The following is a 22,622-nucleotide window of genomic DNA, read 5'->3' as shown; positions in this document are numbered from 1 at the left end:
TGATACAGATGGGCACCAACCAGGTATTATATTTCCATTTAACAGGGACTTTATTCGGACTTTAACCGGACTTCATACGGACTTTGTTCGGATACATTCGAATAATGTACGTCTTATTTCCGCTTTAAATTCGCTTTAATTTCCTTGTTAATAATAAGCAACTCCAAGCTTGTCTCCCTGCTGATGCCTGTGCTATACATCAAACTTTTTATTTACCTTTGATTTATGCCTGAAGTGGTTGAAGACAAAACTATTTTTTCGCTTTTAGAGGTAACGAAAAGCATACAACGAACGATTGCAGATCGTTACAGGAGCTTGTATTGGATAAAAGCAGAAATGAACAAACTCAACCACTATAAGCATTCAGGCCACTGTTACCCTGAACTTGTCGAAAAGAAAGAAGGGAAAATAGTAGCAGAAATCAGATCTATACTCTGGAAAACAGATTTTGAACGAATTAATACCCAATTCATTCAATTATTAGATGAACCTTTACGGGACGGCATAACCGTATTATTTCAAGCAGGAGTCTCTTACGATCCTTTATACGGGCTGAGTTTACGCATTGTAGACATAGATCCTACATTCGTACTGGGCGAACTTGAAAAAGAGAAAAAAGAAAGCATAGCTAAGTTACAGCAAGATGGCCTGTTCGATGCCAATAAAAAATTAGCTTTTCCATTACTGCCCAAACGATTGGCTATCATTTCAGTTGAAACTAGTAAAGGTCTATCTGATTTCTTTAAAATAATCGCGCAAAATCCCTGGGGATATAAAATAGAGACTACGCTTTATCCTGCGCTGTTACAAGGAGACAGATCGATTCCTTCCATTATCCAACAACTCGCCGTTATTGCCGATCATTTAGAGAAGTATGATGCGGTCGCCATTATCCGGGGAGGCGGAGGCGAAGTAGGTCTGTCGAGTTACAACAACTACATGCTTGCCAAAGCAATCGCAATTTTCCCTATTCCGGTTTTGACGGGTATAGGTCATTCGACCAACGAGACTGTAAGCGAAATGGTCGCTTACAAAAATGCGATTACCCCCAGCGAACTAGCTGATTTCTTAATCCAAAAGTTTCATAACTTTTCCATACCGGTAGACAAAGCACAAGAGAGCATAATTTTCCTAGCAAAGGAGATCTTTCTTAAACATCGTAAAAAACTAGCGGAATCCACACAAGTATTATCGTGGAATAGCAAGCAGAAGCTTACATTGGAACGGCATCAGGTACAGATGTTGTCTCAGCAACTAAAACTATACAGCCGACAGGCGTTAAAAGAACAATGGCATACGCTCGATGGCATCACCCGTGTGATAAACATGGCCGACCCCAAACTTCTTTTAGAAAAAGGATTCAGCATCACACGGATTAATGGTAAAACCATTACTTCGACAAAACAAATCAATGCGGGAGATATTATAGAAACGAGCTATGCCGATGGCATACTATCAAGTAAAATCATTTCAAAATCTTAGTGACAGATGACAGCAAATTATAGTTACAATGATGCCTTCAACGAATTGCAACAAATCGTTTCTGAAATAGAAACTGGAGATGTAAATGTAGATGAATTAGCGGATAAAATAAAAAGGGCTTCACAATTAATACATATCTGTAAAGCGAAATTAACCTCTTCAGAAGAAGAGGTGACGGCTTTATTAAATAAGTTCCAAGAAACCGAACAGGGGGCATCGAACAGCGACTGATATCCTAATTTTACAATAGAATTGTTTTTCTAGGTAACTGGTTTCAATCACGATTAAGAATTTCAGCCTATATTTGCTCTTACATTTAGCAGCTTTGAGTTATTCCTGGCTTCACTTTTGATCTTACTTTTTCATTATGAAGGCTTTAAACAAACTATTTATTTTCTTTTTAGTCTCGCATCTATTTATTTCAAATATTACGAGAGCTCAAGAAATCATACCTTCTACGCTTGAAATAAAAGATCGTTCTTTCGCTATCGTCACCGACAGGACTACTTTTGAAAAATGTCAAAAAGAGATTACCGCTTATCGGGATGTGATCGAATCGGAATTTCTACCAACATTGATCATTTATCATTCTTGGAAAAATCCCGAACAGATCAAAAATGAGTTAAAAAAGCTTTATGAGTCCTCAAAAACAGAAGGGGTTATATTCATAGGAGATATACCAATCCCTATGATACTCAAAGCACAGCACCTTACAAACGTATCTACAGCCATTCCATCCGATCGGTTTTATGATGATTTTAGCTTAACGTTTGATTTTCTGGAGCAGAGCAAAACAAACACACAATTATTTTTTTATAATCTAGGAATCTCTTCCCCGAACCGTATCCGATCAACCATCTATTCGGCACGGCTCAAACCTCTGGCAAGCTCCAGCAAAAGTAACGACAAGTATCAACAGATCAGCACCTATCTCAACAAAGCGGTACAAGCTCGACAGCAAAAGAACAGTGTCGATCAGATTATGTCTTATGTGGCATTTCAGCCCCTGTCTGCCTGGTCTTCGCAGTCCTATTTTCTAGAGGAACAGTTTCCACAAGTTCTAAAATCAAGCACACGATTTCAAAATTATAAGGACGACAAGTTCCGTACTTTGCAAGGTGAAACTATCAATCAATTTAGAAGGAAAGATCTGGACATAGCTTTCATTCGTCAATATGCGCTTTCCAATGTCGCTATGATCCATCCGAATGTTACATTAACTATTTTTGCGGACAACCCTATTGGGAATTTCAGCGAGCCACAATACGATGCTGGATATTTTACCTTCAGTCCAGGCAACGCGTTAACTGTTTTGGCCAACTCCGTACAACCAACTCCACATCCTCATCCTACATATCTTATAGGATCCTTAAATATGGGACTAAACATTGGCCAGTGGGCAAAGTTAAATAACACACTTGAATCGCATCTGCTAGGTGATCCAACGTTCTTTTTTTCATTAAGCAGTGCCGACACATTAAGTCAATTCGTAAACGAAACGGACAACAAACATTTAGTACAGGCTTTATCAAAAGTCAGCTCTCCAGAGGCTCAAAGCTTCTTGCTGAATCAGTTATTTCTGAACCGCTATGAAGGCTTGACCAAACTCCTCATGCAATATTACGATAGCTCCAAGTATGCTACAGTACGATATACCTGTATACATATCGCTGAAAGGCAAGAAGGGGAAATACGATCTGCTCTTTTTTCAAAGGGAATCAAAGACCCTGACGAATGTATCCGCCTAGAAGTTATCCATTCGATGGCACGTATTGGAGATCCCATATTTATCCCTGCTCTGGTAGAGGCCTATACAGAGAACCAACATGCCGAAAGTATACTATCTGCTATAAATATGGCACTCTATGCATTTAATAAAGACCTGATAAAAAACATTGCCGAGCAGCACTTTATGACCACCAATAATTATACGGACAAGAGTGCAGAGAAGGAAAAATTTTATGATACGCAATTTACAGGAGTATATTTGGAAATTGACAAAAAAATATTCGACACCAACTCTGATAGGCAAAAACAGGGAATTGCTGACCTGCACACCGTCCACTATCATCCATCGATAACTCGGTACCTCGAATTTGTCCGCAACAGTAAAATGAACATCGATTTACGAATCGCCATGCTAGAATCCTTATCCTGTTTTAGAGATTCGTATCGTAAACCCGAGATTGTAGCCGCTTGTAAAGAATTAATGGTGGACACTCGACATTCAAAGAGGCTACGCGATGAAGCCCGCCGGACTTTAAATAATATAAACTAATGCAAAAGTATCTCCTCTCTTTACTGGCTCTTCTCTACATGGTATCCATCGCTAAGGGGCAGCTGAAAATAGAGAAGCCCACCTTGAGTACGACCAAGAAGGCCTTCGCAATAATCGTAGACCAAGAAACTTACAACAACACTCAAGATGCTATAAAAGCGTATCAAAAAGCCGTGGAAAGTGATGGTATACCGACCTATGTTATATATGGTGTCTTCCATCGACCTGAAGACATCAAGAAAGAACTTATAAAACTATATAAAACCAAACAATCCCTTGAGGGGGCTGTCTTTATTGGCAACATTCCGATTCCTATGGTCTATGATCTTTCAATCGATACCCTTCCAATTCCTTCGGATCGCTTTTACGATGATCTTAACCTTACCTTTGACTATATCAAACAGGACCCAGTACACACCAACCTCCATTATTACAAGTTACAAGGAAGCAGCCCTCGAAGGATCAATCCAGATTTTTACTCTGCTCGGATCTGTTATCCTGGTTTAAAACATAGCGAATCCTACAAAGCTATCAACAATTACCTTCTCAAGGTAGCTCGGACCCGTCGAGATAATATATTAGATCATGTCGTCAGTTCAACAAGTAGAGACTCCTATAAGGGATGCACAAGTGCCTGGAAGGATGAAATAAAAGCTTACAAAGAATATTTTCCTTTTCTAGTAAAGCAGGTCAGTGGTTTACGGCAATTGCCTTTCCATAATAATAGCGAACACGCTATCTTAAACGAGATGCAACGTAAAGAGGTTGATTTATTCCTAATCCGCTCCGACAGCACTTCTACTATCAGCACCATACAGGACAAACAACTGGATACATACCCGCTATACATGATCCTAGAGTGTCCATCTGCTGGTGCTTTTGACAGTTTGGAATACGCCGCCGCTCATTACCTCTTCAACGCGGGCAATACCATCGCTGTACAAGCCTGTACACGACCAATGCCCAGGGACAGCTGGAGTTTAAATTTTAGCGGGCTACTTTCCTATGGGATACGCTTGGGACATGTACACAATTTAGACTTAAACCTAGAACGTCATTTATTTGGAGACCCCACCTTCCATTTTGCAATTAAAGATACTGAAAAGCTGAATGAAAGAATCTCCCAACAAGACGATCGCGAATACTGGACAGCCCTGTTAAAGAAAGACAGTCCTGTCTATCAAACATTGGCACTATTCAAGTTAGGGACCAACACCGTCAACACTTCGGATACCCTAAGCTCGTATTTTGACAGATCACCATACCGTACTGTAAGATTACAGGCATTAAATACTTTATCAACACATAAAAATGCGACCTTTACAAAGACTGTAGATAAAGGTTTGACTGACGAATACGAGATGATAGCCAGGCAATCGCTTATCTATGCACGCATGATAGGAGATACGACATTATTACCCTCGTTGACACAAGTCTGGATAAATGATAAATCCAGAGTGCGAATCCAGCAAATTATCAGGCCGACCTTAGGTATATTTGACAGTAGTATGGTTGAAAAAGAACTGCTGAAGGCATTAAACAACAGTAACCGTATCCACAGAGAAAAGGAAATCGAAGACATACAAGATCTATACACACAATCTTCTCTTTGGGAAAGCGCACTGGCAAAAATACAAGATAAAAGCAATTCTCAAGAAGAACGTATTGCTGTAGTACGGTCCATAGCAAGTCACCATTGTCACCTTTGTATAGACAGGATTTTGGATGTTGTGAATGACAAACAGGAGCCCCTTGAACTGCGCAGAGCATGCATCATTGCTTTGGGTGCATTCAACTATTCTCAGGAAAGAGAAAAAATCATAACCCATTGTCAGGATTTGTTAAAATCAAAGGCTTCCAAAGCATTAAAAAATGAAATAGAACAAACAATATATAGATTAAAGATAGAATGAATAAATTGATAATCGTTGCATTATTACTCTGGATGAGTGTAGGCAACAACTATGCACAAGACAAGAAAATTTTAAGCCCGGAACTCCAAATCAAAATAGCGGTCCAGGCTGCTCCCTCTGAGTTTAGAGACGGAGCGAAAGTATATGGTTACGACCAATCCGGCGAGTTTGTCACGCTTCGCGAAGGCAGCAATGGTTATATTTGCTTGGCTCCAGACGACAAAATGTCAGTCTATTATGCTTATTGCTACCCGGAAAGCTTAGAACCCTTAATGGCTAGAGGCCGAGAGTTGATTGCACAGGGTAAACGCAAAGAAAGAGACAAGATCCGTGAACAGGAATTTAAAGAAGGAAAATTACCCATGCCACAAACGCCGTCAACATTATATGGGTATTGGGGAGCAGCCAAGGATGTAAATCCAGAAACAGGAGAAATTAAAGATGCTAAAAGAAGATATGTAATTTATGTACCCTTCGCAAGAGCAGCTGACTTAGGACTCTCCAATCAACACAATAACCTGGGAATGCCTTGGTTAATGGACGAAGGCACCTACAAGGCGCACATCATGATTACTCCTCCTCTTGAAAGACATCAACATTAATAGAAAAATAGCCGCGAAAAATTGTTCGCGGCTATTTTATTATTATATCTTATGTGTCGCTTCACGAAGACGTCTTTTTGTTTTTTCCGCTTCATCTTTTACAACTTTCGGTGCATCAGATTTCAAAACCTCATCACAACCTTTGATGATATTGTCCCGTTGATACGATAAGGTGAACCACCCTAGTGCTTCCAATGCTGCCACACGTACGGTTTCCGGCGTCTTGTTGTTCTTGATCAATGTGATCACCTGAGGTACAGCAGCATGATGTCTGTATAATCGCAACGTGGTAACCTCTCCTAGCTTTTCTTTTTCCGACATGTTATCATTCTGCAACGATTTTATCAAATCATCACGTTTTTTACCATAATAATCTAAGTCTTTGTCCAATTTATCGGCTAAAGCAGGACCATTGTGCACCGCTTTATTTTGTCGAATCAGGGTATTAACCTCTTGCTTGGCTAATTCGGGGTCCATAAATTGCAAAGCCCATCTTACCCGATAAGCTACACGTTCGGAATGCGGATCCGACACGTAAAACTGGATCAGATCTTTAACAAATTCGTCCGATCCAAAATCAGTCAGATCATAGATAGCTCTACGGCGGATGTATTCATAAGGATCATTTTTTGCAGCATGCAGCACTTCAATGTATTCCTTATTCTCAAATTGACGTAACAGCTGAAATGCCTGCATACGTGTCGTCTCAAAAGAGGAATTAAAATAAAAGTCTCTTAATAACGGAGCGCTCTCCTTCTCTGGCATTAATGCTGCTAATTTTACTAAGGCCAAACTTTGCAAATCGGCATTGTTCTCCTTCAATACACGCTTCCAATAAGCAATATCTTTATTTAAGAATACGGATTCATTAAGAGCATATGCATCCTTAGATTCAAAGTGGAATGTCGGATCGCCCAGTACGTGCGTCTCCAGGTAAGCAATATGTTTAAGCCAATTCCCTACGCGATACCCTTGATGTAATAAGCCCATCATTTCTGCCGGCCATAAATCTTGTAATACGCCGACAGAATTTGCTATGGCTACTACATTCTGATTTTCGGAGAATGGATAATATCCTGCGAGATAGTTGTCTAATTGAAAAGATCCCGTCAAGCAAGAGTTTAAGTATACCAATTTGGCCTGAATGCCAGCGTCACGCACATCTTCAATCTGCACATCAAGATTTGCGTTGAAAACAGAATCCTGTTCTATTACTTTTGGGTCAAAAATATTCTCAAACCATTTGTCTGACACACCCAAAGAGCTTTTAAATCCCTCTTTGGTTTTCTCCACATCTCTTCCATCTTCTTTTGCATCACGCAGTTTAGACCTTAGGTATCGGGCAACATTCTCCATCGAGGGCTGTGGGTTGGACACCAGTGGATAACCATTAATCAATTGCAATGTTGGTGTACCGTGGCCTGTCATATACGCAAAATCTACCCCTTCCCTTTTCAACTCGGATAGTAAATTAAACTTCATGAAATCTGCATTCCTAAAATTAAGAAACTTAATGGATCCGCCAGGCTTAAAAAGATGTGGCAATTGTGACTTCAACGCTAGGGCTTCTCCAGAAACCGCATTAACCGAGTTTGAATTATAGCCATGCCCATAAGACACCAGCATATCATTCAATCGATAATTTTTTGAACGCAGCGTGATCAGTTTATTCAAGTAGGCTTTAATCTTAGGAACCATCTGCTCACCATCTGCTACTGGAGGTTTGATACGGGCCGAATAGATATCCATATTAATGTATTGTTTTGAATCTGGCCGTAGACTATAATAGAAATAGTGCTCCTTACCTTTTGCAGTATCCTGTTTCAAGAAATCAAACTTAAGGTCAAAATCATCATAATATCTATCGGAAGGCACTGAGGATTTTTCCCATCTGATCTTTTGGTTCATTTTGAATGCCGAAGTCAAGAACTGGGCATCACGAATCATAGGTACTGGAATATTACCAACCAACACGACTCCTTCCAATGGGCTACCTTTATCCTGACGTAATTTTTGCAATATTTGACGAATCTTTTCTGGCGATTGCCAATCGTCATAGATGACATAAGTCCCCAGTCCATCTTTTTCCACAACCTGCTTATAGGCGCGAATTTCGGAACCTACCGCTTCGTACGTCTCTTTATCAACTACAATTGCGAATGAAGTTTTTGATTTAATACTTGGCTTCTCTATCTCCTGCGCATTAGCCATCAAGCTTCCTGACAACAATAGCGCTCCTACAACCCTTTTTATATTATACATATCGAATTCAAATTTAAAAAATAAACAACGTTACCTAAAATGTCAACAATCCTACTGCAACCTGCCAATCCACCCGATGTTGCGATTTTGAAAAATATGCTGTATTACTTGTAGGCTTAACATAATTTTCTGACAGCTTTATATAGAGCTGTGTATTATTTTCTGAGGGTTTAAAGGTATACTGCACACTTGCCCCAATATTAAAATAATCCATAACCAAATAGGCATTCGTAGGATATAAAATGTCGTTGGCGACAAAGTTTGTAGAGTAACTTTTTTCATCATATTTAAATTTAGATTCAAGATGATGGCTATACCCTGGACGAAGTTCAACAGCAAAAGCCGACGCATCACGAAATTGGAAATACTTCTTGAATCTCAGATCATAGCCCAGACGATCAACAGTTTGTTGACTCTGGTTGACAGCATACTTATTATCCCAGCCCGAATAGAATATATTCGATCCTAAATCCCAATTTATTGCCTCACCTTTCCACTTCGTAAATGCATAGGAAACGTTACTATTGGTCACTAGGTTTGTGTTAAACACCGCTGAAAACAAAGTAACAAACTGCCTAGTTTCCGCATCTTGGTATTGATGATATTCGATATTGTCCACATTTCTTTGATTCCAGGCAAATCCAAGCCTGTGCATAGAAAGATCATGGTTATAAACCGCTTCCACATTTGCCCCATATTCCCAATATTCATGCTTGCCTGCTTCCTGCGGATTGGTGCTCCCATCTTTAGCACGCTCGGCATTATGATTCACGAACCCTTCGCCAAAGAAGCGAAAGGATTCACCTTTAAAAACATATTGTAAAGCTCCACCAAACTTATTCCCATTATATCTTCTTGAGATAGAACTGGTACCTATAAAGGTTGGACTGCTTCCCACATATTCACCAACCCCAATAAGTTTGTACATATTATGTACGGTAGTCGTATTGACGTTAGACACACTCAGATCTTCCACAAAATTCTCGTATCGACCATTAATGCCTATCGCATGCTCTAGATTCAGGAAATAAGTTACCGAAGGTGTCAATACCAGCGTATTACTGGTACTCAGTGGTCTGGGGTCCCTTTGTCGAGCCCCTGTGGACACTTTATAATCAATTCCTAATCCAAATGCAAGCCGTTCGTTCAGAATCGGAGAGGCTATCTTTGTTTCGAGCGCATAATGCTGCTTATTCCAGTCGCCATCCAAAGAGTCTACAACAATAAATGGATTCAAACGCAAGGGATCCAACTGAGTGGTATTACTTACCTTTTTATCCTTTCCAAAATCCAGTCCAAATTTGCCATACAACCTCCAATTCTTCAACTCCTGAAAGCGCTCCGTTTCAAGACCTCCAAAATGACTTTCAGAAGCCAGCAGCGGATGTTTAAAGTCTCCTTTCTTCTGATTATAGAATACACTCGTATTTCCTAAACTTCTAAAATCATTGGCATTCAACAAAGAAGCATTGGCACTTTGTAGACCTACCTCCTGTAGCTTAAACTTTTCCAGTTCGAATGCTGTAGTCTGTGCACGCACCGCTCCAACACTACTCGCCATCAGAATACTTACTATTAATTTCTTGCTCATTGTTAATTCCATTTACGAGGTGAGGGGGGTAGATTAATTTCAAAGTCTGCAGAAGAGTTATTGGTGTCTACAAAAATAGTACGTCCATTGATTACCGTTTTGATTTTACGTCTTACTGACCGGCCTTTCAAGGAAACCTCTGCTGTAGTCATGCTCGCATCTACAGAAATCGGCAGGCGCTTATTACTCAGAAATATTGTAGCATTGGCTGTTGCGTCCACTCCGTCGATAATATCACTAACAGGGATACCTATATACTGAGTTGTCCCAGACACCTTCGCATCAGGTTCAAATCGGACAGGCAGTTTATCTAAGTTCTTGGTATTGAAAATCACCATTCCGGCACCATTAACACCGATAGTCCAGTCATTCGCCTGCGTATTTCCTGAAAATGCATGTACCATATTAGGAACATCTGGATAATCAATATCCTTACCTGTAGGGTAATCCCAAAAAACTTCGTAATCTGCATCTCCCAAATCAACAGGAGAGTTTTTATTGCCATTTGGATCGGACTTATGATTTAATCCACTAATAGCAATTACCAAAGATTTTCCGGGCTCAAGAAATCTCGGCTGACCTGTTGAAGGAACCATAAATACCTGATTCAAATAGACCTCCTCAGGATAGGCTGTTAAGAAATTATACGGTCCAGCTGCAGACGTATTATTAGTCGCTCCGGCACGTGTAGATCCAATATACAGACTATCAATCCGAATAGGTTCGTTGGAATTATTGTAGATTTCTGTAAAACCATCATAAATATAACCCGTGACCCCACTGTAATAAAACTCTCTGATGACCAATCCTCCTGCTCTACTGCTTTTCAACTTAAGAACGGCTGTTTTTTCTTCATTTACGATAACGGGCGAAAGGTTGCCGTTTACAAATATTTCTTCCTCATTTCCTAATAATTCCGATGTCTCTTCGGGGCTATAGGCTTTTGATGCTGTTACAGTGTAGGTACCAGGAATGACAGTATCAACCACCTTTCCTTCTTCATCGGTTTTCGCTTTAATCAGCTCACCTGTAATATTGTTACGTAGCGTAACCTCTACATTCTTGGGTACACTTCCTTTAATAAATGCATCAGGAAACTCTAACTGCAATGTGAGTTGCACTGCCCTAACTTGTTCAAAATCCTTTCGACAACTGCCCAACACCACAACGAGAGCAGACAGGATCAATAAATATATCTTTTTCATTATTGCCAACACTTAAAATTTGATACTCAATTCACTACCAAAGAATATCGGAATATTTCGCTTTTCTAATTGATCTGGGTTACGTTTACTCCGTTGATAAGGTCTGTTATTGGTAATGTTATTTACATAAAAGGAGAAACCATAATTCTTTCCAAACTCCTTCGTGACCTTCGTGTTGAATAGCCATAATGGCTTCCAGGATTCTGTTCTATAATAAGATTCTGCAACTGGCAAAAACAGACCAGAAGTCTCCGAAATAGCCGCAATTTCTTGCTCTGATAACATCCGTTCCTCACCAGCTCCTCCCTCGACAATATCCATCACCGCATAAGGCCTAGAAGTATAGTTCAGGTATTTATCCTTATCTGTCCAGATGGTCTGCGCGGTCAACGTAATCAAGAGACGGAGCTCCGGAATCTGATGAATGGCACGCAATGTTGTCAGGAAACGTGTATACTCCTTTCCTCTCCCTTCATAAACTCCCAGCTTATTGTATGGCTGATTAGGCATACGCCGTGCATAGACAAACGGATTATTGTCAAAAGATTTGGTATAAGCGTATGCGCCATTCAAAGTAAAGGAGGTACGCAAAGGTTTTACTTTACCAAAGTCAAAATCAAATTCAATCCCTCTATTCACAATATTGACATTATTACTCGGTACTCTGTAATCTGTCACATATAAGGAATCTTTAACCACCTCACTCAATTCAGGGCGTTGCCCAGGCTGTTGAGTCGCCACAGTGTAGATGGGCACATTCGTAAAATTATAGTATTGATACATATCCAGTCCGTTAGCGATACGTTCATCATAAACCGATATTGAAAACTTTTTATAATCTACACCAACTTCTCTTTTTTTAGACTTAGCCATCTCCAGGTTTTGGTTTTGTGCATCAAATACCCGCGTAGTTACCAAAGCAAGTCGTTCTGCTGGATCTTGTTTATAATGACTCAAACTGAATACATCCAGATACACCGGGTCGGGATACATATATATCAGAGATGGCGCCTTAGCACTCCATCCGTACCCACCATGGATAGAAAAATCTTTAAATAATTCATAGGACGCATTGATACGAGGGGAAAAAGCATTCTTAGCATCATCTCTGAAAGGCTGCATCCAATCGTAACGTAAACCCGCAACAATATCCAATGATCTTCCAAACACATCTACGGCCAATTTATCTTCTGCGTAAAAGGCAAGTTGATTCAGTGCGGGAATATCTTCAAATCGACGGGGTCTGAACCCTAATCCCGAATTATTCTTAGGAGGCATATCTCCTGCAAAATATTTGCCCTGACCAAAGTTTTTGTCCAAAGTATACGTCCCCCCTACGGTGATGGCATGCCGTGCTGCACCTGTAGAAAAGTAAAAATTGTCCGATAATCGTGCCTGTAGGTTCAAGGGCTTCCCTTTAATATAAATCTGCTGTAGGTAACTGGATGGCAAAAAGTCAACTTCATAAGTACCATCGACCAAAGCATTCGAAACAGCGAACAGTGAACCATTATTCATCATCTGCTGGAACCCATTCTGAAATCCTAATTGAGCTGATAACACATAGTTTATATTCCGTGCAAACCGCTTATCCAGATTCCATCGCCCATTAGTGGAGAATCGCAGATCATAATTTTCTGATTGATTAATAACCTGATTGACTGTTAGATCGGGATCTATCTTACTATCATCGTAATACCCTCCAAAAGCCAAAGTTGTATTAGTATATAGATTTCGATTCGCCCCCAATGTATTGGTATATTGCAAAGAGGTATTAAAACGTTTATACGATTCGCTGGTCTGTATCTGATTATTAGCAGCATAGGTATAATCTACATCAACAAACAATGCCCCTTGATCCTTACCTACAGCAAAACCTTGTCCAACCCAGCCTTGTTTTAATGTTGGGTTCAATCGGAATTTGGCCTGTAAGGGCTGTACTGCTGCCTTTGTCTTAACATCAATCACACCCGATGTCAAATCGCCATATTCCACCGAAGGAATACCGCGGATAACTTCAATAGACTCCACATTGTCTGCCGTTAATTGTCGCAAATCTGTCCCCCTTCCGGAGGCATTACCGAAACTGGACAAGACACCTCCAGAAGCAGTATTGACGGCCTGCATATCGGCATTGTTGGACAATTGAGCTCCGTTGACGATGATAGAGGTTCCTAATGAGGCTACGCTACGTGATTTGCTATCATGTGTTGTACCCGTAGGGCTACTCCCTCCTTGTCGAATTAAAGGTGTGTTGATTTGAGAAAAAGAGGGATTATAAATAGCCTGCCCAGGCAATAACTGAAGTACCTCGGCGATACTCGTCGCCTGCAAGTGTTCGATAGCTTGTCTAGAAATAAAGGTAGAAGTAGCCCCTTTAACCTTGGAACGTTGGCCGATCACCTGAACATCATCGATAGCAATCGTGTTTTCTTCCAACTCGATCTTAACATCTTGCCCTGGAATCACTTTTAATTGATACGCTTTCATTCCTGCATGTTGTACAATCAAAGTATAGTTTCCGAGAGGCACTTTGGAAAAAACAAACTGTCCGTTGTTCTCACTAGAAGCTGTTAGCCCCAGTTCTACCAACGAAACCGTTGACCCAGCGAGTGGCTTACCATTAGATAGGACTAGCCCTTTTATGTCTATCGATTGCTGCTGAAAGAAATACGCTGTATTTGTGGAGGCCAGCAAATAGCCTGTTAATAATGTGCTGCCCCATAGCGCAGCCGAGAGAAATAACTTCTTCATAATACGTGGAAAATCACGCAAATATACTTTATTTAGAATAAAACTAAATAACACTACTTGAAATAATGCGTTTTCATTCACTTTTATGACAGAAAGTGTACAAATAGACTTTTGTACATAACCTAGAGCGATATGTTCTTTTGAGCATCCAAGAAAAATAGAAAAAGTGTCTGCCCTCAACTTATCAGAAATGCTTAACTTTGTTAGTTATGCAAAACAAGAAGGAGCACAATCCAAAATCTCACATTCAAATCAAGGGTGCACGCGTCAACAACTTGAAAAACATTGATGTTGATATTCCCAAAAACAAATTGGTGGTCATTACCGGCATGTCAGGTTCGGGCAAATCATCTTTGGCTTTTGACACGCTGTATGCTGAAGGACAGCGTCGCTATGTTGAGAGCCTGTCATCCTATGCCCGACAGTTTATGGGGAGAATGCACAAACCTGAGGTGGATTATATTAAAGGAATAGCCCCCGCCATTGCTATTGAACAAAAAGTGATCACCAGCAACCCACGATCTACCGTAGGGACTTCCACCGAGATCTACGATTATCTCAAACTTCTTTTTGCACGAATAGGAAAAACCTATTCTCCAATTTCTGGAGATGTTGTTTCTAGGGACTCTGTTTCTTCTATCGTGGACCGAATTTTAACATATCCGACAGATACCACTGTTACCATTTTCAGCCCCCTTCATCCCACCAATGGGCGTAAACTGAAAGAAGAACTTTCCCTGTTGCTTCAGAAAGGTTTTGTACGTATATTCTTCAAGCAAGCCATCGAAAAGATAGAATCTGTACTTGAAGACAAGTCTATAGCCAACAAAGTATTTAAAGCAGGGGACATAGAAATTGTTATAGATCGCGTACGCCTAGATGGGGAAGAAGACACAGCTGCCCGTCTAGCGGATTCTATACAGACGGCTTACTTCGAAGGTAAAGGAGAATGCTCAATAGACATCGAAGACCAACGTCTTAGTTTTTCCGACAAATTCGAATTGGACGGAATTGCCTTTGAAGAACCCACTCCAAATTTTTTCAGCTTTAACAATCCCTTTGGTGCCTGCCGCCGTTGCGAAGGATATGGTAAAGTGATTGGTATCGACCCTGACCTTGTCGTACCAGACAAAAGCAAGTCTGTTTACGATGGTGCTCTGGCTCCTTGGCGAGGCGAAAAAATGGGAACGTGGCTTGAGGCCTTAGTACGTACAGCTATAAAATTTGATTTTCCGATTCATCGATCATACGCTGATCTGACTAAGGAGCAACAAGAACTCTTATGGACAGGCAATAAATACTTTAGAGGCTTGAACGATTTCTTCCAGGAACTGGAAGAACAGACCTACAAGATTCAATATCGCGTTATGTTGTCGCGCTATCGGGGCAAAACAGACTGTCCTGAATGTAAAGGCAGCCGATTACGTAAAGATGCGACCTATGTAAAAATCGCGGGAAAATCTATTGTGGATATAGTCTTGTTACCTATAGACCAAGCTCTCGAATTTTTCACTACCCTGACGCTTACTGCTAATGAAGCTACTATTGCAAAACGCTTGCTTTGGGAGATTGTAAACCGTATACAGTTTTTGTGTGACGTAGGCCTTAGTTACCTTACTCTTAACCGACTCAGCAACACACTCTCGGGAGGAGAGTCTCAACGCATCAACCTGGCAACCTCCTTGGGAAGCTCATTAGTTGGATCAATCTATGTCCTGGATGAACCAAGTATAGGTCTACATCCTAGAGACACGCAAAGGCTAATCGGTGTTTTAAAATCACTACGGGATATTGGGAACACAGTAATCGTAGTAGAGCACGAACAAGAGATGATGGAAGCTGCAGACTATTTGATTGACATTGGGCCCGAAGCAGGCATCAATGGGGGTGAATTGGTATTTGCTGGCACATATGAGCAGATATTAAAAGATAGCAAGTCTTTAACAGGCCAATATCTCAGCGGCAAAAAAGAAATCTCCATACCTGAGCAACGACGCAAGTGGTCTGACTCTATTGCCATAAAAGGGGCCCGGGAGAACAATCTGGCAGGAATTTCGGTCGACTTTCCATTGCATATTTTCACCGTAGTCACGGGAGTATCAGGCTCTGGTAAAACATCTCTGGTAAAACGAATCCTATACCCCGCACTCCAAAAGTCATTGGGAAATTATTCGGGAGAGCAAACGGGACAGTTTGACAGCATCGAAGGTGATATACATCAAATAGAACAGGTCGAAATGGTAGACCAAAATCCGATTGGCCGTTCTTCCCGCTCCAATCCGGTAACTTATGTGAAGGCTTGGGACGAGATACGCGCTCTTTATGCAAATCTGCCTGCTGCAAAAGCTGCTGGATTAAAGCCCGCCGCCTTCTCCTTTAATGTGGAAGGAGGCCGTTGTGATATTTGTCAGGGAGATGGTGAGGTAAAAATCGAAATGCAATTTATGGCCGATATCGTACTTCCCTGCGAGGCTTGTGGTGGGAAACGCTTTAAACAGCATGTGCTTGATGTTCAGTATCAAGAGAAATCGGTCTCCGATATATTAGAGTTAAGTATTGATGAGGCCTTGTCATTCTTTACGGATCAGCCTAAAATCCTAGCAAAACTCCAGCCATTACAAGATGTGGGACTCGGCTATATCAAATTAGGACAATCTTCCAGCACGCTATCGGGAGGAGAAGCTCAACGCATAAAACTTGCTTCCTTTTTAATCAAAGGCAATAATAGCAAAAAAACACTGTTCATTTTTGATGAACCTACGACTGGTCTTCATTTTAATGATATACAGAAGTTGCTTAAGTCGTTTGATGCCCTAATAGCGCTAGGCAACAGCATATTAGTCATTGAACACAACATGGATATGATCAAATCTGCAGATTGGGTAATAGACATCGGTCCAGAAGGTGGAGAAAAAGGTGGAAAAGTTGTTTTTACGGGCACTCCTGAGAACCTAGCTATGTGTAAAGAAAGTTTTACGGGGCAATTCCTCGTAAATCATCTTAAAAAAGCTTAATTTGTGAGTCAACAAAACCTTAAACAGATAAATCTATCAGGAATATCTGTCCTCCTGATAGATTTATTGTCCTTAAAAAATTATTCCAATGAAAAAACATTTTATTTTCTTTCTCGCATTGGCTTTAGCTTTTGTCAAAGATGTAAACGCACAAGTAGAAAGACCTAAATTGGTAGTCGGACTCATGGTCGATCAAATGCGATGGGACTATTTGTATCGCTTCGCAGACCGTTACGGTAACGACGGATTCAAGAGAATTCTCAAAGAGGGCTTTTCGTGTGAAAACACACTGCTCAACTATATCCCTACCTATACAGCCATAGGACACAGCTCAGTCTATACCGGATCCGTCCCCGCTATTCACGGTATTGCGGGAAATGACTGGATTATACAAGCTACTGGACAGCCGATGTACTGCACTCAGGATGATAATGTGCAGGGAGTCGGTACGACAGAAAAAGAGGGAAAGCAGTCTCCCCGAAATCTATTATCTTCTACAATTACGGATCAGCTAAAGCTAGCTACCAACTTTCAATCCAAAGTAATCGGGATCGCTATTAAAGACCGAGGAGGTATTCTTCCTGCTGGACACTTTGCTGATGCTGCTTATTGGTTCGAAGCAAAATCAGGCGATTGGATTTCCAGCACATTCTATATGAAAGACCTTCCTAAATGGGTCAATAGCTTCAACAAACAAAAATTACCTGAAAAATATTTGAAACAGGATTGGAACACACTGTATCCCATAGAGACATATACAAACAGTATCGCCGACGACAATATCTATGAAGGCAAATGGCCTGGAGAGAAATCACCAACCTTCCCTCGAAAAACTTCAGAATTAATGAAAGATGTTGGCTACGAATTGATCAAGACTACTCCCCAAGGCAACACACTAACCTTGGATTTTGCAAAGGCGGCCATCGAGCATGAAAATATGGGCAAAAACCCAACCAACAATACGGACTTTCTTTGCGTAAGTCTTTCAGCGACCGATTATGTAGGACACAGGTACTCTCTGTCGGCCGTAGAAATTGAAGACACGTACCTACGCCTAGATAGGGATATCGCAGATTTTCTTGCGTACCTTGACAAAACGGTAGGCGAAGGTAACTATACTTTTTTCTTAACTGCAGATCACGCCGCTTCATACAATCCTTTGTATTACACGGATCAACGAGGAAACGGCGGTTACCTATTTACACGACAAATACAACGCGAGCTCAATATGGAACTAAAGGAAAAGTTTGGCTCAGATAAATTGGTAAAAAGTCTCATGAATTATCAAGTACATTTAGATTATAACTTGATTGAATCTCTAGACTTGGATATAGATAATGTCAAGAAGGTAATTATCAGAAATCTTAAAGCGCAAGATGGAGTAGCTTATGTTGTCGATATGGAGGGCGGCGAAAACATGTTCTTACCAGCCCCTATTCGCGAAAAAATCATTAATGGATATAATCGTAAAAATAGCGGAGCAATTCAGATCATAGCAGAACCACAGTGGTATGCGGGGACTCCAAGAGGCACAGGCACTACGCACGGTGTATGGTCGGCCTACGACTCCCATATTCCGTTGGTATTTATGGGCTGGGGCATAAAACCCGGCGTGAGCACACGTTCAGTGCAGGTTGTCGATATAGCCCCTACTCTAGCCTCCTTGCTACACGTGATGGAGCCGAATGGCAACATCGGTCATGCTATCGTAGAGGTATTGGGACAATAGCTATTAATCGTAATATTTCGTATTTTTGAGGCAAGAGAATACAGACTATGATTTCAAAAAAAACTAAGTATGCGATAAAGGCCCTAATGGTGTTGGGAAGAAACTATGGCAACGAGCCGATGCAAATTGTCAAAATTGCGGAAGAGGAGCGTATCCCAAAAAAGTTTTTGGAGCAGATTCTATTAGAGATGCGAAATGCAGGTATTCTTTATTCGAAAAAAGGAGCCGGAGGCGGATACAGCTTGAATAAGGCTCCTGAAGACATCTATCTTTCGCAAGTGATGCGTCTTATCGATGGTCCCATTGCGCTCTTACCTTGTGTCAGCCTTAACTTCTACCGCTCTTGTGAGGAATGCACAGAAGAACATGCCTGTGGCATCCGGGATACATTTATCGATGTACGCAATGCAATGCTTCAGATTCTGAATGATACGAGTATAGCATCCTTGATCAATAAGGAAAAAGAATTGAGCTTAGACTAAGTGATATTAATACAACAGATTATCCACTATAGATAAAAAGCTCCTCAAAATTGAGGAGCTTTTTTTAATCTCTTTATAACTTGATTTCCTCATCCTTCGAGTTGAAGAAGTGAAACTCTGTTAAATAATAGGATTGAACCGGCTTCACCCTTATCCATTTCCCATATTTGAAAAACCACTTGATCCGCTTGGAGATCAAACCTGACTTAATGTAGGCGTCAATATAGGGGTGTACACACAAGGAAACCCCCTTTTCATTTTGTTCTTCAAGTATGAAGCTCAAGTTGTTCTCAATGTCATCGAGTAATACAATACTCGATCTTATTTCTCCCGTACCATCACAAGCAGGACATTTTTCATTAGTCACTACACTCATTTCTGGACGCACACGTTGTCGCGTGATTTGTACCAAGCCGAATTTACTCGGTGGAAGTATGGTATGACGAGCTCTGTCTTCGCCCATACATTCCTTAAGATAGGTATACAGCTCTTTTCGATTTTGAGGCTTGTGCATGTCGATAAAGTCTATGACAACGATACCTCCCATGTCCCGCAATCGCAATTGCCGAGCAATTTCCCTTGCTGCTTCTTTGTTTACCAAAAGCGCATTATCTTCTTGGTTTTCTTTACTTGCAATACGGTTACCGCTATTAACGTCTACAACGTGCAATGCTTCGGTATGTTCAATGACCAAATACGCACCACCTTGCAAATTGACCGTTTTGCCAAAAGCTGCCTTAATCTGCTTTTCAACACCAAAATGATCAAAAATTGGCTCTTTGTGTTTATAGAGCTTAACAATTTTTTCCAACTCTGGCGAAATCTCCTGTACGTAGGACTTTGTCTCCTCGTATATGACAGGGTCATTCACATATATATGAGTGAACTCGTCAGTCAACAGATCCCTCAAGATGGTAGATGCTCTATCCATCTCGCCCAGGACTTTTTGTGGCGGTTCAGCTTTTTTAAGGCGCTTGGTAAAAAGCTCCCATTTCGAAATCAAATCCAGAAGGTCTTTTTGAAGTTCTTCAACTCCTTTCCCTTCAGAAACTGTCCGTATGATAACTCCAAAATTTGCAGGTTTGATACTCTCTACAATCTTTTTAAGCCGTGTACGTTCAGCACTTCCTTTGATTTTCTTGGAAATGGAAACAGAACTTGAAAAAGGCACAAGTACAACAAAACGTCCTGCGATGGATAAATCCGAGCTCAGCCGTGGACCTTTTGTTGATATTGGCTCTTTTGCTATCTGTACAGGCAATAATACATTTCGGCTTAATACTTCCGAAATCTTGCCCGCTTTATCGATATCCTTTTCAAGCTTTAGACTATTAAGCAGATTCTCTTGATAACTGCCATTCTTTACTACTCGCGTAAGCTTAAGTAAGGATTGTACCTGTGGACCTAAGTCTAAGTAATGCAAAAATGCGTCTTTATCGTAGCCTACATCTACAAACGCCGCATTCAATCCAGGCATGATTTTCTTAATTCGGCCTAGATAAATATCGCCTACCGAAAAATGATTGTCTACCTGTTCCTTATTTAGTTCTACAAGTTGCTTGTCCTGTAGTAAAGCAATAGTCACCCCATTTTCAGGGGTTGAATCGATAATTAATTCCTTTACCAACAGCTACTAAATTTAGGGACGACAGTACCTCGCGCACCATCTTATATCATCCCAATGAAACATAAATTTGTTTAAGAAAACAGCCATCATAGGATGGTTGTTTAATATTCACAAAAAACGAATGTTCTTCAATGAAAAATACAATCTATGGTCAAACAACTAAGTTTATCATAGATTGTATAGCGTCTCGGAAGACAAATCTCCTTAGACTATCAACAAGAACTATTTTTTCTTGTGTCTATTTTTTCTTAAACGTTTTTTACGTTTGTGAGTAGCCATTTTGTGTCTTTTTCTTTTTTTTCCGCTTGGCATAGCTTAATGTTTTTAAATAATGTTAATGAATTTTGTTAATTATTATTTACTCAATGCTTCTATCTGACGATCAATATATTGAGATAAGGTCGGATCGGCTGCTATCTCTTTGCTTTTCTGATAAGCGGCGATAGCATCGTTCTTAAGACCGATTTTTTCGTAGCTTGTAGCTAAATAAAAATAGGATTCTGCGTCCGGTTTTACTTCCACAACCGTTTTGAATCGCTCGATAGCTTTATCAAATTGTTGTGAGCGTATGGAGAATAAACCCAATGTTTTATTAGCTTCTACATTTTTTGGATCTGCAGTTACGACCTCTCTAAGCAATGCAATACCTGCCATTGGGTTGTTAGACCCTGTCACAAGTGCCGCGCCTAGTCCTGTTTTCGCTGCCAGACTGTTTGCATCCAACTCTACTGCCTTCTCATAGGCCTCAATGGCAAAACGATTCAATTCGGCTGCCATTACAGTATCCTGTTGATTGGTATAACCGGCACGAAAAGCTTCGCCTGCTTTCAACCAGTATTCAAACTTAGGAGATAACTGTGCTAACTCCTGATAAATGAATCCTTGAGGAATAGGTTTCGCAACATCGTCCCACTTAACTACCAGTTGCTCTAGTAATTTGATTTTTTGTTCACCTTCAGCTTTCTCTACGTGGGCTTCGATGGCTGAAATATCTTGGGACAGCGAAGAGTTGATACTCTGTTTAGCAATCTCAGAAACACTCTTCAATGTATACATTGAAGATGCTGATTCTTCCGTATTTGCTTGATTTGTTCCCTTTTCCTTGTCTACCAAACCTTTAATAGGCTGAACCAATAGTCCTCCCATCAGTACAACGACTAATGCAACAACGACAATTTGTTTGGTATTAAGCATGGGACTAATTTAAATTAATTTTTTACTTTATTTCCGTTTTTCACTTTCTCCACAAAAACTTTTGCTGGCTTGAAGCTTGGCACGTAGTGCTCTGGGATAATGATTGCTGTATTTTTAGAGATATTACGTGCTGTCTTCTCAGCTCTCTTTTTTACAACAAAACTTCCAAATCCTCTAACGTATACATTTTCTCCTTCAATCATCGCATTTTTAACAACTTTGAAAAACGCTTCAACCGTTTCTTGTACATCAACCTTCTCTAAGCCCGTCTTGTTAGAGATTTCTGCAATAATTTCTGCTTTAGTCATATCTATTATTCTGTAATTATATTATTCCACCATAAACCCACATTTGGGGTTGCAAAATTATCTTTTTTAAATGAGCTTTGAAAATATTTTGGATCATTTCTCCAACATATTTTTTTCATTTTCAAACGATTACCCCTAGACAACACAAAGCGCTCGCTTCAAATCGGACGCAAATCTACCA

The 22,622-nt window shown here is 40.4% G+C and carries 15 protein-coding genes; 8 read left to right on the top strand and 7 right to left on the bottom strand.

Going from position 1 to position 22,622, the window contains the following annotated elements; genetic code table 11:
• Window positions 1-225 precede the first annotated feature (225 nt).
• The 5 genes from xseA (at window position 226) to M472_RS37140 (ending at window position 6,275) form a co-directional block, all read left to right on the top strand.
• Window positions 226-1,482, top strand: a complete 1,257-nt coding sequence (gene xseA, locus M472_RS37160; protein WP_021071054.1) for an exodeoxyribonuclease VII large subunit — start codon at window positions 226-228, stop codon at window positions 1,480-1,482.
• 6 nt (window positions 1,483-1,488) lie between these two features.
• On the top strand, window positions 1,489-1,713 hold the full coding sequence (gene xseB / locus M472_RS37155) for an exodeoxyribonuclease VII small subunit (RefSeq protein ID WP_021071053.1): 225 nt from the start codon (window positions 1,489-1,491) through the stop codon (window positions 1,711-1,713).
• A 136-nt stretch (window positions 1,714-1,849) separates the two neighbouring features.
• Entirely contained in the window at window positions 1,850-3,760 is a 1,911-nt protein-coding gene (locus M472_RS37150; protein WP_021071052.1) for a HEAT repeat domain-containing protein, read from the top strand.
• On the top strand, window positions 3,760-5,673 hold the full coding sequence (locus M472_RS37145) for a HEAT repeat domain-containing protein (protein WP_021071051.1): 1,914 nt from the start codon (window positions 3,760-3,762) through the stop codon (window positions 5,671-5,673). Before M472_RS37150 ends, M472_RS37145 begins: the two co-directional genes overlap by 1 nt.
• Window positions 5,674-5,705: 32 nt before the next feature.
• Window positions 5,706-6,275, top strand: coding sequence for a hypothetical protein (locus M472_RS37140; RefSeq protein WP_144062748.1), 570 nt, complete (start codon window positions 5,706-5,708; stop codon window positions 6,273-6,275).
• 42 nt (window positions 6,276-6,317) lie between these two features.
• Here M472_RS37140 and M472_RS37135 read toward each other — a convergent pair whose 3' ends face one another.
• From M472_RS37135 to M472_RS37120, 4 genes are read right to left on the bottom strand one after another with little or no spacing between them, the layout of a single operon-like run.
• A complete protein-coding gene (locus M472_RS37135) occupies window positions 6,318-8,537 on the bottom strand; it encodes a HEAT repeat domain-containing protein (protein ID WP_021071049.1) in 2,220 nt (739 codons plus the stop codon).
• A 34-nt stretch (window positions 8,538-8,571) separates the two neighbouring features.
• On the bottom strand, window positions 8,572-10,128 hold the full coding sequence (locus M472_RS37130; RefSeq protein WP_144062747.1) for a DUF6850 family outer membrane beta-barrel protein: 1,557 nt from the start codon (window positions 10,126-10,128) through the stop codon (window positions 8,572-8,574).
• Between the two features lie 2 nt (window positions 10,129-10,130).
• Window positions 10,131-11,333 carry a DUF4876 domain-containing protein gene (locus tag M472_RS37125; protein ID WP_021071047.1) on the bottom strand — a complete coding sequence of 401 codons (1,203 nt, stop codon included), beginning with the start codon at window positions 11,331-11,333 and terminating at the stop codon, window positions 10,131-10,133.
• A gap of 12 nt (window positions 11,334-11,345) precedes the next feature.
• Window positions 11,346-14,087 carry a TonB-dependent receptor gene (locus tag M472_RS37120; protein ID WP_031301856.1) on the bottom strand — a complete coding sequence of 914 codons (2,742 nt, stop codon included), beginning with the start codon at window positions 14,085-14,087 and terminating at the stop codon, window positions 11,346-11,348.
• 209 nt (window positions 14,088-14,296) lie between these two features.
• Between M472_RS37120 and uvrA the strand changes: the two genes are divergently transcribed.
• From uvrA to M472_RS37105, 3 genes are all read left to right on the top strand, one after another.
• Window positions 14,297-17,101 (top strand): excinuclease ABC subunit UvrA, encoded by a 2,805-nt coding sequence (uvrA, locus tag M472_RS37115; RefSeq protein WP_021071045.1) that lies wholly within the window; start codon window positions 14,297-14,299, stop codon window positions 17,099-17,101.
• Window positions 17,102-17,189: 88 nt separating this feature from the next.
• Window positions 17,190-18,830, top strand: coding sequence for an alkaline phosphatase PafA (gene pafA, locus M472_RS37110; protein ID WP_021071044.1), 1,641 nt, complete (start codon window positions 17,190-17,192; stop codon window positions 18,828-18,830).
• Between the two features lie 47 nt (window positions 18,831-18,877).
• Window positions 18,878-19,312, top strand: coding sequence for an RrF2 family transcriptional regulator (locus tag M472_RS37105; protein WP_021071043.1), 435 nt, complete (start codon window positions 18,878-18,880; stop codon window positions 19,310-19,312).
• Between the two features lie 73 nt (window positions 19,313-19,385).
• Here the strand turns inward: M472_RS37105 and M472_RS37100 are convergent, their stop codons facing one another.
• The 3 genes from M472_RS37100 to M472_RS37090 all read right to left on the bottom strand — a co-directional run bounded on the left by M472_RS37100 (window position 19,386) and on the right by M472_RS37090 (window position 22,441).
• On the bottom strand, window positions 19,386-20,939 hold the full coding sequence (locus M472_RS37100; RefSeq protein WP_021071042.1) for an Rne/Rng family ribonuclease: 1,554 nt from the start codon (window positions 20,937-20,939) through the stop codon (window positions 19,386-19,388).
• A 354-nt stretch (window positions 20,940-21,293) separates the two neighbouring features.
• Window positions 21,294-22,133 carry a tetratricopeptide repeat protein gene (locus tag M472_RS37095; RefSeq protein ID WP_021071041.1) on the bottom strand — a complete coding sequence of 280 codons (840 nt, stop codon included), beginning with the start codon at window positions 22,131-22,133 and terminating at the stop codon, window positions 21,294-21,296.
• A 14-nt stretch (window positions 22,134-22,147) separates the two neighbouring features.
• Complete coding sequence (locus M472_RS37090) at window positions 22,148-22,441, bottom strand: HU family DNA-binding protein (RefSeq protein WP_021071040.1); 294 nt, start codon at window positions 22,439-22,441, stop codon at window positions 22,148-22,150.
• Between the last annotated feature and the right edge of the window lie 181 nt (window positions 22,442-22,622).

Origin of the sequence: Sphingobacterium paucimobilis HER1398 (genome assembly GCF_000416985.1) — a bacterium.
Classification (GTDB): domain Bacteria; phylum Bacteroidota; class Bacteroidia; order Sphingobacteriales; family Sphingobacteriaceae; genus Sphingobacterium; species Sphingobacterium paucimobilis.
Note: the sequence above shows the minus strand (reverse complement) of the source record. Positions and strands in the feature narration are given on the sequence as shown.